This window comes from Streptomyces sp. NPDC085927, assembly GCF_044540975.1.
Classification (GTDB): domain Bacteria; phylum Actinomycetota; class Actinomycetes; order Streptomycetales; family Streptomycetaceae; genus Streptomyces; species Streptomyces hirsutus.
The window spans coordinates 540,952-555,719 of sequence record NZ_JBITSN010000003.1 but is presented as its reverse complement, the minus strand read 5'-3'; the positions used below and the strand labels follow the sequence as shown (position 1 = coordinate 555,719).

The window sequence follows — 14,768 nt, the reverse complement described above, 5'->3', positions numbered from 1 at the left end:
ACGGTCCCGCGCGGGTGGGAACGACAAGGGACCGGATCGGGAACCGCCGCCGGAAACATCGCCGACGTCGAGAGCGGGCAGCACTGCCGGCCACCGCCAACTACCCCTGGGGGACGGGACATATGCGTACGAAGGCAGCGGCACTGATCGGGATGCACGCGGCGTTGGCCCTGGCGCTCGGACTGGGCACCGCGGTGGCCACGGATCTTCCGGCCGGGACCGCCGAGCACCGGGTGGTGGCCAGCGACGTCGGCCCGCACTAGGTCTCTCGACCCGCGGCGTTGTCCACGCGGCTGACCGGAGGGCGGCCGGCGGGGTGGCGAGGTGCGGTGCCGGGCGTCGCCCGCCCGGCGGGAACGGTCGGCCACCGGCTGGTGTGCGGCCGTGGCGCAGCCCTCCGAGGACGGCTTCACGAAGGCGCCCCGCCCGGATTCATCGGGCGGGGCGCCTTCGTGCCGGGGGTGCGGAGCCGTCCACGGGCGGGTGTTCAGCGTTCCGCGGGAGGACGGTCCAGGCCCAGGCGGGTCAACAGGGCGTGGGCTGCTGCCTGGTGGGTGCTCGCCTCCGGGTCGCCCAGTTCGCGTGCCGCGCTCGCCATACCCGACAGCGCGTGCCACTCCTCGGCGCACAGCCGGGCCCGGGTGGCACTGCGGTGGGCCTGTTCGTGCAGGGCTCGGGCCGTCTCGTGGGCGCCGGCGTGGAAGTGGAAGCGTGCGACGACGTTCTGGGTCTTGGCCCGGCGCAGCGGGGCGTCGGTCTCGGCGGCCAGGGCCAGGGCGCGGGCGGCGAATCCGTGGCCGGCCCCGGTGTCGCCGAGGAGCTGGGCGACCCGGGCGGACAGGGCGAGCATCAGGGCCGCGTCGCCGACCGGGACCCGCTCGTCGCACAGCGCGCGGGCCCGGGCGAGGCTCTCCCCGGCGGCGCTCGCGTCCCCCAGGCCGACCTCGGCGAAGGCGAGGTCGGTCAGGGAGGTCACCTGGTTGTTGAGATAGCCGAGGCGCAGGGAGATCCCGGCGGCCTTCCGGGCGGCCTCCGCGGCCTCGGCATAACGGCCGAGCTCCTCGTAGACCGTGCTGAGCGTGCACAGGACGTCCGCCTGGTTGCGTTCGGCGCCCAGCTCCAGCGCCAGCGCCAGCGAGCGGCGCAGGTGGAAGAGGGCGGGTTCGTAACCGGCGCCGGTGGCGTGCAGGATTCCGAGGACGCTGTCGGCATGCGCCTCGGTGAGGCGGTTGCCGGCCTGTACGGCCGCCTCGCGGGCCTCCGTGACCGTCTCGATGCCTTCCTTCAGCAGGCCGAGCTTCCAGCAGGCCACGCCCAGGTTCGACAGGCTGCAGCTGAGCAGCCACAGGTCGCCGGTGCGGCGCGCGGCGGCCGCGGCGGTGCGGGCGACCTCCGCGTACTCGGTGAAGTGGCCGCGGGCGTTGAGGTGGAAGACCAGGTTGCGGGCGAGGACGGCGGTGTGCCGGTCGAGGCCTCGGCCGGAGGCCAGCGCGGTCGCCGCGATCAGGCCCTTGTGCTCCAGGGCGAACCAGCGCCGGGCGGCGTCGGCGTCGCCCAGCGGGGGCAGTTCGCCCTCGTACAGGGGGAGTTCCGTCGGGTGCCGCATGCGGCCCGGGAAGAGGACCTGGCAAGCGGCCTCGGTCGCCGAGACGTAGTAGCCGAAGAGGCGTTCCGTGGCGGCCGCCGCCTCCTCCTCGGAGGTGGGCAGTTCGCGGGCGAAGCTGCGCACCAGGTCGTGGAAGGTGTACTGGCCGATGTCGGGCTGCTGGAGCAGGTGGACGTCCAGCAGGTGCTCCAGCAGGTCCTCCGCGTCGAACAGGTCCAGGCCGAGCAGGGCGGCTGCCGCGTGGGCGTCGATGCGCGCGCCGGGGTGCATCGCCAGCACCCGGAACGCGGTGCGGTGCCGCTCGGTCATCGCCAGGTAGGACAGGCGCAGGGTGGCCGCGACCCCCCGTTCGCCGGAGGTGAGTTCGACCATCCTGCGGGTCTCGTCGCGCAGCCGGTCGACCAGGTAGGCCAGCGTCCAGCGGGGCCGGTTGCGCAGCCGGGCCGTGGCGATCCGCAGCGCCAGCGGGAGGTGGCCGCAGCGTTCGATGAGTTCGGCGGCCGCGTCCGGCTCGGCGGCGACCCGGTCGGCGCCCAGCGTCTCGGCGACCAGCGCGGCGCTGTCCTCGGGCGGCAGCAGGCCGAGGGAGAGCCAGGACGCGCCGTCCAGGTCGACCAGCCGGGCCCGGCTGGTGATCAGGACCAGGCAGCCGGGGGCGGCGGTCAGCAGCGGGCGCAGCTGGGCGGCGTCGACGGCGTTGTCCAGCAGGAGCAGCACACGCCGGCCGACGAGGGAGGACCGCCACAGTGCCGCGCGGCTCTGGAGGTCCGTCGGGATGCGCTCGCCCGGGGTACCGAGCATGCGCAGCAGGACGTCCAGCGCGGTCTCGGGCCGCATCCCCTCCTCGCCCGGCGTGAAGCCGCGCAGGTCGAGGTGGAGCTGGCCGTCCGGGTAGTCGCCGGCGAGCCGGTGCGCGGCGTGGACGGCGAGGCAGGTCTTGCCGCTGCCGCCCATGCCGTCGACGGCGACGATCCGGGCGCGGTGCTCCCGGGCGGGGCCGGTGGCGAGCTCGGTGATGCGGGTGAGTTCGGTACGCCGTCCGGTGAAGTCGGAGAGGTCGTAGGGAAGGGTGCAGGGGGCCTCCGGCGGCTGGGGGGAGGGAGGCCCGGGGATGCCGACGGGCACGGGGGCGGTGGTGCCGTCCGCGCCGGCCGGGCCGGTGCCCTCGTGGTCCCCGGCGCGCGCGGCGGACCCGGTGCTCCGGCCGCTCCCCGCGCTCCCGCCGCTCCGGCCGCTCCCGGCGCCTTCCGTGCCGACGGCCTCGCCATGGCCGTCCGCGCTTCCCGCGGTCCCGATCCCGGCCGCCCCGGCAGCCTCCGCGGGTCCGGCCCCGCCGCCCCGGCCCCGCCACCCGACGGAAGCACGCTCACGGCCGGCCCCCCGCAGGGACGGTTCGGCAGACGGTAACGGTCCCCGGGCCGGAAGGAGGTCCACGCTGTCGCGCAACATGTCCTCGTACAGTCCGGCCAGGTGGGGGCCGGGATCGACACCGAGTTCCTCCGCCAGGAGGGCGCGGACCCGGCCGTACTCCTCCAGGGCCTCCGCCTGCCGTCCCGAGCGGTACAGGGCGAGCATCAGCTGGCCGCGCAGGGTCTCGCGGAGCGGGTGGGCCGCGACGAGGTCCCGCAGATCGGCGACGAGCGCCTTGCCGTCTCCGCGCGTCAACCGCAGCGCGAACAGCTGCTCTGCCGCGGTGACCCGGCGTTCCTCCAGGATCGTGGCGGCCGCGTCGATCACCGCCGCGCCGGTCCCGGCCAGGACGGGCCCGCGCCACAGGGCGAGCGCCGCGGTCAGTTCCCGTACGGCGTCCGGGATGCGGCCGGCGGACTCGGCGGACGCGGCGGAACGCAGATGGGCGCCGAACTCCAGCAGGTCGAGCCGGACCCCGGCGAGCGCGGCCCGGTAGCCGGGGCCGTCCGTGACGATCACCTCGCTGCCGCGGGGAATGCGCCGGCGCAGATCGGCGACCGCCTTGCGGACCTGGTGGCCGGCGGTGGCCGGCGGGTTCTCCTCCCAGGCCGCCTCGACCAGCCGGGGCACCGGGACCAGCCGGCCGGGTTCGAGCAGCAGCGTCGCCAGGACGCGCTCCTGGATGGTGCCGCTCAGCCTGAGCCTGGTCCCCTGCGACCAGCCCTCCAGGGGACCGAGCAGCAGGAAGCACAGTCCTCGCGCCGGGGCCGCCCCGTCCGCCGGGCGTTCGTGGGCCGACCACGTGTCTGCGTCCTGGGACGACGGACGCAACAGGCCGTCGTCCACGGCTCTGTGCCCGTCGTTCCTCGCATGCATGACTGTCATTCGGCTCCCCCGCCCCCGTACCCCGCCCCCCGATCGGGGATCAGGGCAAGCCGGATCATAAACGCTCGTTCGGGTGTGCGGTACGGGGGCGGTGAAAACGGCGGCGGTACCGCACCGGGAGGGGAACGGGAACGGCCCGCCGGAGTCTGCGGGGACAGGCAGCAGACGGCGGAGACCCGCGGCGACCCCGCGGCGTACGCCACCGATCCCCGAGGAGCGTGAGCGTGGGCAGACCGGAGAAGCCGTTGACGCAGGACGCCGGACCGGCCACCGCCTTCGCCCGGGAGCTGCGCCGGCTCCGGTCCGGGGCGGGCTCCCCCAGTTACCGGGAGCTGGCGAAGCGGGCACTGTTCTCCGCTTCGGTGCTCTCGGACGCGGCGGCCGGCTACCGGCTGCCCAGTCTTCAGGTGGCGCTCGCCTTCGCCGAGGCGTGCGGCGGGGACCGTGCGGTGTGGGAGCGGCGCTGGCGGGAGGCCGCGCGGGAGACCGGCCACGAGGGCCGGCCGGCCGCCGGGGCCGTGCACCGAGTGCCGGAGACGCGGCTGCGGGCCGCCGCGGTACGGGCGCAGCCGCCGGTGCCCGCCCAGCTCCCCATGGAGCCGCGGCCGCTGGCCGGCCGGACCCGGCTGCTGGACCGGGCACGGGTGCTGACCGGCCCGGCCGACGGGTCCGTCCCGCCCCTGCTGGTCCACGGCCAGGCCGGCGTCGGCAAGTCGGCGTTCGCGCTGCGTCTGGCTTCCGAACTGGCGGCCGGCCTGCCGGACGGCCTGTTGTACGTGAACCTCGGTGCGGCCGCGGACGGCCGCGAGGACGCGGCCGGAATCGCGGGCGGCCTGTTGCGGACGCTCGGCTTCGCACCGGAGCAGGTCCCCGACGACCCGGGGCAGCGCGTGGGCCTGTACCGGTCGGTGCTGCGGGAGCGGCGGCTGCTCGTGGTGTTCGACGGGGTGCGCCGGGAACGTCAGGTGCGCGAGCTGCTGGTGGCCGCCCCGCACTGCCGGATCGTCCTGACCGCCCGGTCCCGGCTGCTCGGCCTGGACGGGATACGGCGCCTCGCGCTGCCCGTGCTGGACCGGGACGAGTCGATGGAGCTGCTCGCCTCGGTCCTCGGCCGGGAGCGGCTCGCCGCCGTCCCGCGGGCGGGCCTGGTGCTCGCCGAAGCCTGCGGCGACCTGCCGCTCGCCCTCACCCTCGCCGCGCGTCGGCTGGCAGCCCGCCCGGCCGCCCTGCTCACCGAAGCGATCGACGAACTGGTCGACGGGGAGCGGCTGTTCGCCCGGCTGCGGGTCGGCGACGAGGACCTCGCCGAACGTTACGAAGACGCCTGCCGCCGGCTCGCTCCGGACGCCCGTCTCGTGCTGCGGCGGTTCGCGGCGACCCGGACCGCGCCGTCCGTGGACAAGGTGGCCCACGAGTCCGTGACCGCGCTCGCCCGTTCCCTGGAACGGGGTGCGGGCGCCGTCGAGGACCTCCTCGAGGACCTCGTCGACGCCGGGCTGGTGGAGCGGACCGACGTGGCCGGGCAGTACGGACTCCCGCCGCTGGTGAGGCAGTTCGCACGTGCACAGGCGGATCGGACGGCGCACGAACCCGAACCCGTACCCGGTACCGCGCGGTGCCGTTCCCACGCCCTGACAGGAGACGCCCGAGCATGACCGACACGACCACCGGCATCGCCGCCCCCACGAGCCCCGCCACCCCCGTGACCGCTCTCGCCGAGGAGGCCGTCGGACTCATCGTCGCCGAGGACCCGCTGGACGACGCCCTGGAAGGGTGCCCTGAAACCGTCGGACGGCTCGCCGACCCCTCCGAGGAGGCACAGTCCGCGTTGCGGGAGCGGGCGTCGGGGCTGGCCCGGCGGGCGCGGCAGGCGCCGGTCGCGGACGCCGGGGAGGAGGTGACCCGGGCCGTGGTCGTCCAGCAGGCGTCGGCCGTCGCCGGCCGGCTCGGGGCCCGGCTGATCGAGCACACCGTCGCCGACTACCAGACCTCGCCGATCGGCCGGCTCCTCGGTTCCCTGCCCGAGGTGCGTCCGGTGGGCGAGGAGCAGGAGCGCGGGCACCTGGAGCGGCTCGCGGGCGTCCCGGAGTATCTGGCGCAGGCGGCCGAGCGGCACCGCGCGGGGGCGGCCGCCGGCCGGCTGCCGGTCGCCGAGCGGGTCCGTACGGCCGTCGCCCGGCTCGACTCCTACCTCGCCGACCCGGCCGGGGACCCGCTGCGCGCCGTACCGCTCGCGAAGCGGCACCACGCCGAGCGGGACCGGCTGATCGACGAGCGGGTGCGGCCGGCGTTCGCCGCCTACCGGGAGGTCCTCGACACCGGACTCGCCCCGCGCGGGCGGTCGCAGGAGCGGCCCGGGCTGTGCCATCTGCCGGACGGCGAGGAGCACTACGCCACGCTTGCCCGTATCCACACCACCACCGACCGCTCCCCCGGGGAACTGCACGACGCGGGCGCCGGGTTGCTGGCCGGTATCGAGGAGGAGTACGCGCGGGTGGGGGCGCAGGCGTTCGGGGGCTCGCCGACCGCCGCCGAGGTGCGCGAACGGCTGCGGTCCGACGCCCGGTTGCGGTGGAACGGTGCCGACGAGATGCTCTCGGCCGCCCGTACGGCCGTCGCCCGGGCCGAGCTGGCCGCGCCCCGCCGGTTCGGGCGGCTGCCGGCGGCCGCCTGTGTGCTGGACGGCCGGGAGGTGCCGGGGGCGCCGCAGGCCTGGTACATGCCGGCCGCCGCGGACGGGTCGCGTCCGGGCACCTACCACGCCAACACCGAGCGGGCGACCGAGCGTTCGCGGGTGCTCGCCGAGGCCACCGCGTTCCACGAGGCGGTGCCCGGCCACCATGTGCAGCTCTCCCTCGCCCAGGAGCTGACCGGGCTGCCCCGGCTGCGGCGGATCGCGTGGATCAACGCCTACATCGAGGGCTGGGGCCTGTACGCGGAACGCCTCGCCGACGAGATGGGCCTGTACTCGGGGCCCCTGGCCCGGCTCGGCATGCTCGCGATGGACTCGCTGCGGGCCGCCCGGCTGGTCGTCGACACCGGTCTGCACCACTTCGGCTGGAGCCGCGAGCGGGCCGTCGGCTTCCTGCGCGAACACACCGTCCTGGCCGACGTCGAGATCCACAACGAGACCGACCGGTACATCGAGTGGCCGGGGCAGGCCCTGTCGTACATGACGGGACGCCTCGAGATCCAGCGCCTGCGTTCCCGTGCCGCGCGGGAGCTGGGCCCCGGCTTCGACGTCCGCGCCTTCCACGACCTGGTGCTCGGCAACGGCTCGCTCCCCCTGGACGTGCTGGACCGGGTGGTCGCGCGCTGGACCGCGAACCGCTGAGCGTCCCCGCGTACAGGTGAAGGGGGGCCGGTGGCCGGCCCCCCTTCCGGCGTTCCACCGCTGTGCTCAGCCGCTGAACAGTCCGTTCATCTGGAAGAAGTCCAGCGAGTCGTCCAGCGCGTCGTAGGTGCCCGACTCCAGCAGTTCGAGCGTGGCGCGGCGGGCCGCCGTGTACGCGGCCTGGGCCACGCCCGTGCCGACGCTCACCCTGCGGACACCCGCCTTGGCCAGTTCGGCGACGCTGGGACCGCCGGGGCCCGCCATGGCGTTGACCGGGAGCGGGGAGCGCGCGGACAGGTCACCGAGAACGGCCAGGTCGAGCAGGCCGGGGACGAAGAGGCCGTCGGCACCCGCCTCGGCGTAGGCGGCGGCGCGGGCCAGGACGTCGTCCAGGCGGCCGGACTCCTCACCGATACCGAAGAGGTACACGTCCGTACGGGCGTTGATCACCAGCTCGGGCAGACCGGCCTCGGTGGCGGCGGTGCGGGCGGCGGCGATGCGCTCGGCCTGCTCCTCGGGCGTGAACAGCGGGCCGCCCGCGGCCCTGGAGTCCTCCAGGTTGATGCCGGCGGCACCGGCGGCGACCACCGCGGCGACCGTCTTGGCGACCTCGTCCGGGGCCGCTCCGTAACCGGCCTCGACGTCGACCGTCACCGGCACGTCCACGGCGGCGGCGATACGCGCGGCGGCGGCGAGCATCTCGTCCCGGGTGGCCTGCTCACCGTCGCCCCTGCCGAGGGACCAGGCCACACCGCCGCTGGTGGTGGCGATGGCCGGGGCGCCCGCGGCGGCCATCACGGCCGCGCTGCCCGCGTCCCAGGCGTTCGGCAGCACGAGGACCGTGTCGGTGCCGAGTGTGCGCAGCCGCTGGGCCTTGTCCTTGGCGCTCTGGTCAACTGTCATGAATTCCAGGTTCCTTTCACATGCGGGGCAGGTGCGGACGATCGTCACACGCCTGTGGGGAAGAGGGGGCGGGATTCGGACGGGCCGAGCGGTGGTCAGGGGCCCCCGCGGCGGGTGATCGTCACGTACAGGTGTTCGTCGAGGACCTTCGGCAGGGTGACGGCGGGCCGTCCCAGGCCGGCCGCCAGCGTGTCGGCGCTCAGGCCGCTCTCGGTGAGGACCGTCCGCGCCCAGGCCCGGCCCGTGCGCAGGTGACGGGCGAAGGCGGCGCCGTCCCGGGCGCCGTACAGCTCGAGGGCGATGGCCGCGTCCCAGGGCATGACGGTGTGCGGTCGCAACGCGTACAGCGCTTTCGCGGCGGCGGTCGGGCCGAGGGTGCGGGGGCGGGGCGGGGTCTTGGCGGGGAGGTGCGCGAGGTCGTCGTAGGCCGTGGCGAGGACGTCGATCGCGGGGTCGGTGAGCTCGGCGAGCGGGGTGTCCGGGAGGGGGTGCGCGACGGCCCAGGCGGCGAGGGCCTCCCCGAGGACGTACGGCTCGCCCTCGCGAGGGTAGGGGAGCCTGCAGCCCCAGGAGTTGAGCCAGCGGTGCAGGGCCGTGCGGTGCGCGGGGTCGGCCGGGTCGAGGCCCGGGGCGGTCAGCGCGCGCAGCTCCAGCCAGGTGCGGTCGATGCCCGGGTAGGCGGCGAACACCTCGGCGGAGGCACGCAGGTGCGCCAACCGGAGCGGCGGGGCCGAAGGCTCGGGGCCGGGGCCGAGGTGGGCGCGGGCAAGTCGCGCGGGGACGCACATGCGCCAGGCCTCGGTGACCAGTTCCGTCAGTTCCGGCAGGTCCAGGGCGCTCAGCGTCGCCCGGGCCCAGTGGTACCGGAGGTCGGACTCGCGGGGCATCGAGAACTTCCCCGGGTCCGAGGCCACCAGGGCCGCGCGCTCCTCCTTGGGGAACGCGAAACCCAGGGTGGTCTCGTCACGGGACAGCGCGAGGTACACGATCTTGCCGATGCGGAACTTCACCCGGTCCCGGATCAGATGTTCCTCGGTGCGCGGCAGCGCCAGCGCCAGGCGCCGTACGTCTGCGACGGTGGGCATGTCCTGCCCGTCCTTCCTCCTGTGGGCGGTCCGGCCGGCGCGGTCACGCGCGCGCCGGCCGGACCTTCAGCTCGATCGTCTCCAGCGCCCGTACGGCCGCCGCGTGCGCCTCGGCACCGGTGGCGGCCTCCGTGACGGCCGAGCCGACACGGTCCCAGGAACTGTGCAGCTCGCGCACCTCGGCGCCGGGCTCCACGCTCACCGAGCACACCTCCACGCCGGGCAGTTCCCGCGCCGCCTCGACTCCGGTGACGGATTCGACGACACCGGCCTCCCCGGTGTGCAGGAAGCGGACCGCGGCGGCGCCGGGCGCCTTCGCCGGGAGGTCCGCGGTCAGGGGTTCGCCCTTCATCAGCGTCCAGTAGTCGCGGACGAGGTCGACGCGGTACGCGCGGTCGATGAGGTCGACGATGCCGTCGCCCGGGAAGCGGCCCGCGCACTCGACCAGGTAGGGGCGGCCGTCCTCGACGATCCACTCGCAGTGGACGGTGCCGGTGCCGAAGCCGACGGACCTCAGCAGACGTGCGGTCTCGGCGCGCAGCAGCGCGTCCAGCTCGCCGGGGATGTCGGCGGGAACCAGGTGGCCCAGCTCGATCGGACGGGAGCCGGGGTAGAGGTCCTTGCCGGTGACGTTGCCGAACAGGACCCGGCCGCGCTCGACCAGCATCTCCACGCTGTACTCAGGGCCCCGCACGCACCGCTCGACGAGCATGCGCAGTTCGAAACCCCGGTCGGTCTCCATCACGCCCTCGTCCATGGCGGTGGTCTCCGCCCAGGCCTCGTCGATCTCGTCGGCGGAGGTGAGGACGCGGGTGCCGAGGGCGGCCTGGCGGTTGGCGGGTTTGAGGACGGCCGGGCCGGGGTGGGCGGCCATGAAGGTGCGGACCTCGTCCGGTCCGGCGACCTCCACCGACTCGGGGTTGAGGATGCCGGCGGCGGCGCTGACCTTGCGCAGCAGGGCCTTGTCGCGCAGGATCCGCAGGGCGCCGTAGCCGCCGGTGGGCAGTCCGTAGCGCTCGGCGAGGCGGGCGGCGAACGGGGTGGCGTACTCCTGGAGCGGGGCGATCGCGGCCGGGTCGAGGTCGGGGTGGGTGTTGTAGAACGCGTCGGCGGCGCCTTCGAGCTGGTACTCCCAGGCGATCAGTTCACGGACCACGGGAGCCTCGTCGGCCTTGGGCCGCAGCTCGCGGTTGCGGATGACGTCGGGTTCGTCGACGACGATCACGGAGCCCTCGGGCTGGAACTGGGCGAGCGAGGTCACCGCCACCGCCACGAAGCCGACCATGATCACGGGTCGTACGGTCATGTCATTCACTCCTGGGTTCAGACGAGGTCGGCGCGGACCTGGGCGGCGAGTTCCTCGGCGGTGGACATCGCGTCCTCGAAGGACGTGCCGGTCACGCCGAGGAAGCCGAGGATGCTGTTGCCCTCCGGCGGGCGGCGGACCAGGTCCCCCGGCTTCGCGGTGAGCTTGAGGAAGAGCAGGCCGTCCCGGCCGGTCACCTCGTCGGGGACGTGGACGTCGCCGATCCGGCCGGAGGCCCGCGGCAGCAGGCACAGGGCGGCCGTGTGCACGCCGGTCGGCGCGTAGTGCCCGACCCGTGGGCGGATCCCGCGGGCCACGTCGGCGACGGCGGCGATCGGGTCGTAGCCGGCGGAGACGCGGGCCATGTGGTCCAGACCGCCGCCCCCGGGGCGTACGGCGATCTCCACCAGGTGCGGGCGCCCGTCGTGGAAGCGGACCTCGGCGTGCATCACGCTGCGGACCAGGCCCTGGGCGCGGGCGCCCGCCGCGACGACCTCGTGGACGGCCTCGACCTGCTCCGGGGTGAGCGCGGTGGGGGCGTGGTGGACGTCGTCGTCGAAGGTGTCGCCCTCGGCGGTGACCCGGTCGACGATCGAGCCGAGGTACACCCCGTCGTCCCACACCAGCGCCTCGATGAGGAACTCGTCGCCGTCGAGGAAGGACTCCACCAGCAGTCCGTGCGGGCCGAGGTCGAGGCCGTCGGCCTCCATGGCGTACCAGGACAGCTCGGTCAGGCCCTGGGCGGCCTGGGTGTAGCGCTCACGCAGCTCGGCCTCGTCGTCGGCGCGGAAGACGTAGTGGGAGGCGGCGCCCAGGGTCGGCTTCACGATCACCGGGTAGCCGAACTCCTCGGCGGCGGCCAGGGCCTGGTCCTCGTCGGTGACGAACCGGAAGGACGGGTGGGCGGCGTGGCCGCGTTCGTGGGCCTGGCGCATCAGCAGCTTGTTCCGGCTGGCGCGGGCGGCCTCCAGGCCGATGCCGGGCAGTCCGAGGGCCTCGGCGACGGCGGCGACCGCGAGGACCCCGGACTCGGAGAAGGTGAGGACGCCCTCGAACCGCTCCTCGGCGTGCCACTCCTTGGCCGCGGCGATCAGGTCCGTGACGGCCCGCGAGCCGGCGATGCGGTAGCGGTCGGCGGGCCAGAAGTCGTCGGTGCCCTCGCCGTTGAGGACGTACACGTCGGCGCCGAGGCCGACGAGCTGTTGGTAGCGGGAGACGTAGTAGGTGGCGTTCTGCCGGGCTTCGATCGCCAGGAGTTTCATGGCGTTCCTTTCAGCGGGGTCATGGGGAGGCGTCGAGGGGTGCGGTGTCCAGGGCCGTCAGACCGGTCGGGTCGGGGGCGCGGCCGAGGACGCGGTCGGCGAGGGTGCGGGCGATCAGCGGCGCGAACTTGAACGAGGAGCCGCCGCAGGCCGCGTAGGCGTGGGCCGAGCCGCCGAGGGAGACCACGAGCGGGCCGCCGGTCCCGGAGTACGACAGGTAGTAGCAGTCCTTGCTGCCGAGCACCCAGGCCGGGGAGAAGCCCGGCAGCAGGTCGCCGAACTCGGCCGCCAGCTCGCGCTGGTACTCCTCGGGCGTGTGGTGATCGGTGAGGGCGCCGACCTCGCGGCACAGCGCGGCGGAGGTCACCTTGAGGGCGGTGCCGGCGACCGGCGGGATCAGCCAGGCCCCCCGCCGCGTGCCGAGCGCCGGGATCGCCGGCGTGGCCGCCCACGCCTCGGCCTGCTCCCCGGGCGCTCTGCAGTACAGCAGGGACTGCCGGTGCAGGGTGAGCGTCTTCGCCACCCGGTCGGGCAGCAGCCCGCGCGCCCACGGCCCCACGGCGACCAGGACGCCGTCGGCGTCGAGGACCTGTCCGTCCGCGAACCGGACCCGCCCGCGCTCGCCGTCCACCGCGACCACCGGCCGGTGCTCGACCAGTTCGATGCCGGGCCGCCACTTCAGCCAGCCCACGCAGGCGGCGAGCACGCGCTCGGCGAGCAGCACTCCGGCCTCGTCCTCCAGGACGCCTGCCAGGGCGCCGTCGAGGGAGAGGTGCGGGTAGCGGTCGGCGAGCGCGGCGGCGGTGAGCGTGCGGGCGTGCCCGCCGGCGCCGGTGAGCAGGAACGCGCCCTCGTCCGCCGCGTCGGGCGGGAGCACGGTGAGCGCGCCGACCTGTTCGTAGAAGCGGGTGGCGAGCAGCTCCTCCAGGTCCAGCCAGCGCCGGTGGGCGCTCAGCGCGGCCGCGGTGGCGTGCGGGTCGGCCGGGTGCAGGGCCCGGATGATGCGGTGCTGGTCGAAGGAGGTGGCCCTGCTGTACGGGATGGGGCCCTGGTCGACGACCGTGACCCGGTGTCCGGCGAGGGCGCACTCCACGGTTGTCAGGAGGGCGATCACGCCGCCCCCCACCACGGTGACACGCATCGGGCACCTCCTTTCGCTGCTCGGGTACGGGGTCGGGATGGAGAGGGCACGGGCCGGACGCCCGCCGGGACCGGAGACGGCCGGACGGGCCGGACGGGCCGGACGGGCCGGACGGGCCGGACGGGCCGGACGGGCCGGACGGGCCGGACGGGCCGGACGGGCCGGACACGATCCGGGAAACGGACCGGGAAACGGGCCGGGCAAGGCCCGTTTCCCGGTCCGTCCCGGTGGTCAGCCGAGCGTCGGGACGGTGAACGGCCTGGTCGTCCGCTCCGTCGGCGCCACGGTGAACGTGCCGTCGAAACCCCCCTCCGGGCGGGCCCGTTCGGCGAGGTCGATGAGGATCGGCGAAGCCGCGGCGAGCAGGGTGCGCACTTCCGCGAACAGGTCGCCGAGCTCGGCGGTGGACGCCTCACGGGTGGCCGGGCCCGGACCGGCCGGCAGGGCCTCGGCCCGGGCCAGGAGGCGCTCGGTGTGCAGCGGGATCAGGTCGGCCGTACGGCTGAGGCTGTACCCGGTCAGGCGGTAGCCGGCCTCGAACCGCTCGGCCATCGCCGCCCGGCGGGCGTTCGCCGCCTCGGACACCGGCAGGTCGCGGCCCTGCAGGCCGAGTTCCGCGACCGCCTTGCCGAGCAGGCCGGCCAGCCGGTTCCACGGCTCGACCAGACGCTCGCCGGTGATCTTCTCCAGGGCGGCCCGGGAGAAGTTGGTGCGGGCGTGCTCGGGGGCGGTGAGGGCGAGGTGGAAGCGGACCAGGTCGCGCGGGACCTCGCGGACCAGGTCGCGGGTCCACACCACGTGGCCCTTGCTGGTGGAGAACTTCTCGTTCTCCAGCTCGTAGAACTCGTTGCAGACGATGGCGTCCGGGACGACGTACCGGCCCTCGTGGGCGAGCAGCAGCGCCAGATGGGTCAGGCCCCAGAAGTAGGCGTTGTCGAAGCCGAGGAAGTAGACGAGCCGGATGTCGTTCCCGGCCAGCCACAGTTCGTCGTCGCTCGACGGCTGTTCGCCGCGGGCGCGCTGGGCCACCGCCGTGCAGTACATGGAGGCCGGCATGCCCTCCGCCCAGGCGTTGAGCACCTGGCCCGGCGTTTCCGGGAACGGGGCGGGAATGCCCCAGTCCGTCGGGTACGTGATCGGGAAGTCCGGCAGCGGGCGGGCCAGCAGCTCACGCATCAACTGCACGATGTGCGGCCGCCAGGTGGACTGCTTGGCCTCGTGGAAGGCGGTGAGCCGCTCGCGGTACTCCTCCAGCGGCAGGACGAGGATCTCGGTCTCGCGGTAGGTGACCTCGGCGTCCGGGTCGGTCGTGGAGCGCGGGTCGGTCAGCTCGGCGAAGTTGTTGGGGTGCCCGCAGCTCTCGCACAGTCCGCCCCGGCTGACCGCCAGGCAGACCGGGCAGCCTCCGCTGACCAGACCCTCCATGAGGAACTCGCCGGTGGCCTCGACGTAGGGCAGCCGCACCGTGCGGAGCCTGAACCTGCCGGCTTCGTGCAGCCGGGTCAGGAAGTCCAGGGTCATGGCGCGGTAGCCGTCGTCGAAGGGGGCGAAGCCGTCGACGGAGATGCCCATCAGGCCGAGCGTCTCGCGGATGTCGTGCCAGGACTTCTCGGCGAGTGCCCCCGGGCCGGTGCCCAGCTTGGCCGCGCTGGAGACGACGTACGTCTGGCTGTCGTCGGTGCCCGTCGTGTACAGCACCGGCTGCCCGGTGGCCCGCAGGTAGCGGGCGTGGACGTCGGCCGCCATGTACGGGCCGGCGAGATGGCCGACGTGCAGATCGCCGTTGGGGGTGGGGGGCGGGCCGATGATGACCGTGCGCCGCTGGTCGGTGCTCAT

The 14,768-nt window shown here is 74.8% G+C and carries 10 protein-coding genes; 3 read left to right on the top strand and 7 right to left on the bottom strand.

Annotation, left to right across the window (positions count from 1 at the left end):
- The first annotated feature begins 122 nt into the window (after positions 1 to 122).
- Positions 123 to 263, top strand: a complete 141-nt coding sequence (locus ACIF80_RS11550) for a hypothetical protein (RefSeq protein ID WP_399802431.1) — start codon at positions 123 to 125, stop codon at positions 261 to 263.
- A gap of 224 nt (positions 264 to 487) precedes the next feature.
- On the opposite strand, the gene ACIF80_RS11545 is transcribed toward ACIF80_RS11550, so the two are convergent.
- On the bottom strand, positions 488 to 3,901 hold the full coding sequence (locus tag ACIF80_RS11545; protein WP_399802428.1) for a BTAD domain-containing putative transcriptional regulator: 3,414 nt from the start codon (positions 3,899 to 3,901) through the stop codon (positions 488 to 490).
- Positions 3,902 to 4,125: 224 nt separating this feature from the next.
- Here ACIF80_RS11545 and ACIF80_RS11540 point away from each other — a divergent pair, with 224 nt between their 5' ends.
- Positions 4,126 to 5,556, top strand: coding sequence for an NB-ARC domain-containing protein (locus ACIF80_RS11540; RefSeq protein ID WP_399802426.1), 1,431 nt, complete (start codon positions 4,126 to 4,128; stop codon positions 5,554 to 5,556).
- Positions 5,553 to 7,235 carry a DUF885 domain-containing protein gene (locus tag ACIF80_RS11535; protein ID WP_399802423.1) on the top strand — a complete coding sequence of 561 codons (1,683 nt, stop codon included), beginning with the start codon at positions 5,553 to 5,555 and terminating at the stop codon, positions 7,233 to 7,235. Before ACIF80_RS11540 ends, ACIF80_RS11535 begins: the two co-directional genes overlap by 4 nt.
- A gap of 66 nt (positions 7,236 to 7,301) precedes the next feature.
- Here ACIF80_RS11535 and ACIF80_RS11530 read toward each other — a convergent pair whose 3' ends face one another.
- The 6 genes from ACIF80_RS11530 to ACIF80_RS11505 form a co-directional block, all read right to left on the bottom strand.
- A complete protein-coding gene (locus ACIF80_RS11530; RefSeq protein ID WP_399802420.1) occupies positions 7,302 to 8,138 on the bottom strand; it encodes an isocitrate lyase/phosphoenolpyruvate mutase family protein in 837 nt (278 codons plus the stop codon).
- Between the two features lie 95 nt (positions 8,139 to 8,233).
- Complete coding sequence (locus ACIF80_RS11525) at positions 8,234 to 9,223, bottom strand: MmcQ/YjbR family DNA-binding protein (protein ID WP_399802418.1); 990 nt, start codon at positions 9,221 to 9,223, stop codon at positions 8,234 to 8,236.
- A 43-nt stretch (positions 9,224 to 9,266) separates the two neighbouring features.
- Positions 9,267 to 10,529 (bottom strand): ATP-grasp domain-containing protein, encoded by a 1,263-nt coding sequence (locus ACIF80_RS11520; RefSeq protein ID WP_399802415.1) that lies wholly within the window; start codon positions 10,527 to 10,529, stop codon positions 9,267 to 9,269.
- 17 nt (positions 10,530 to 10,546) lie between these two features.
- Positions 10,547 to 11,791: an ATP-grasp domain-containing protein gene (locus ACIF80_RS11515; RefSeq protein ID WP_399802412.1), complete on the bottom strand. Its 1,245-nt coding sequence runs from the start codon at positions 11,789 to 11,791 to the stop codon at positions 10,547 to 10,549.
- Between the two features lie 19 nt (positions 11,792 to 11,810).
- Positions 11,811 to 12,932 carry an NAD(P)/FAD-dependent oxidoreductase gene (locus tag ACIF80_RS11510; protein WP_399802410.1) on the bottom strand — a complete coding sequence of 374 codons (1,122 nt, stop codon included), beginning with the start codon at positions 12,930 to 12,932 and terminating at the stop codon, positions 11,811 to 11,813.
- 231 nt (positions 12,933 to 13,163) lie between these two features.
- On the bottom strand, positions 13,164 to 14,768 hold the full coding sequence (locus tag ACIF80_RS11505; RefSeq protein ID WP_399802408.1) for a class I tRNA ligase family protein: 1,605 nt from the start codon (positions 14,766 to 14,768) through the stop codon (positions 13,164 to 13,166).

Coding starts and splice junctions, on each gene's coding strand:
- ACIF80_RS11550 (WP_399802431.1), top strand. CDS start 123: ATGCGTACGAAGGCAGCGGCACTGATCGGGATGCACGCGGCGTTGGCC.
- ACIF80_RS11545 (WP_399802428.1), bottom strand. CDS start 3,901: ATGACAGTCATGCATGCGAGGAACGACGGGCACAGAGCCGTGGACGAC.
- ACIF80_RS11535 (WP_399802423.1), top strand. CDS start 5,553: ATGACCGACACGACCACCGGCATCGCCGCCCCCACGAGCCCCGCCACC.
- ACIF80_RS11530 (WP_399802420.1), bottom strand. CDS start 8,138: ATGACAGTTGACCAGAGCGCCAAGGACAAGGCCCAGCGGCTGCGCACA.
- ACIF80_RS11525 (WP_399802418.1), bottom strand. CDS start 9,223: ATGCCCACCGTCGCAGACGTACGGCGCCTGGCGCTGGCGCTGCCGCGC.
- ACIF80_RS11520 (WP_399802415.1), bottom strand. CDS start 10,529: ATGACCGTACGACCCGTGATCATGGTCGGCTTCGTGGCGGTGGCGGTG.
- ACIF80_RS11515 (WP_399802412.1), bottom strand. CDS start 11,791: ATGAAACTCCTGGCGATCGAAGCCCGGCAGAACGCCACCTACTACGTC.
- ACIF80_RS11510 (WP_399802410.1), bottom strand. CDS start 12,932: ATGCGTGTCACCGTGGTGGGGGGCGGCGTGATCGCCCTCCTGACAACC.
- ACIF80_RS11505 (WP_399802408.1), bottom strand. CDS start 14,768: ATGAGCACCGACCAGCGGCGCACGGTCATCATCGGCCCGCCCCCCACC.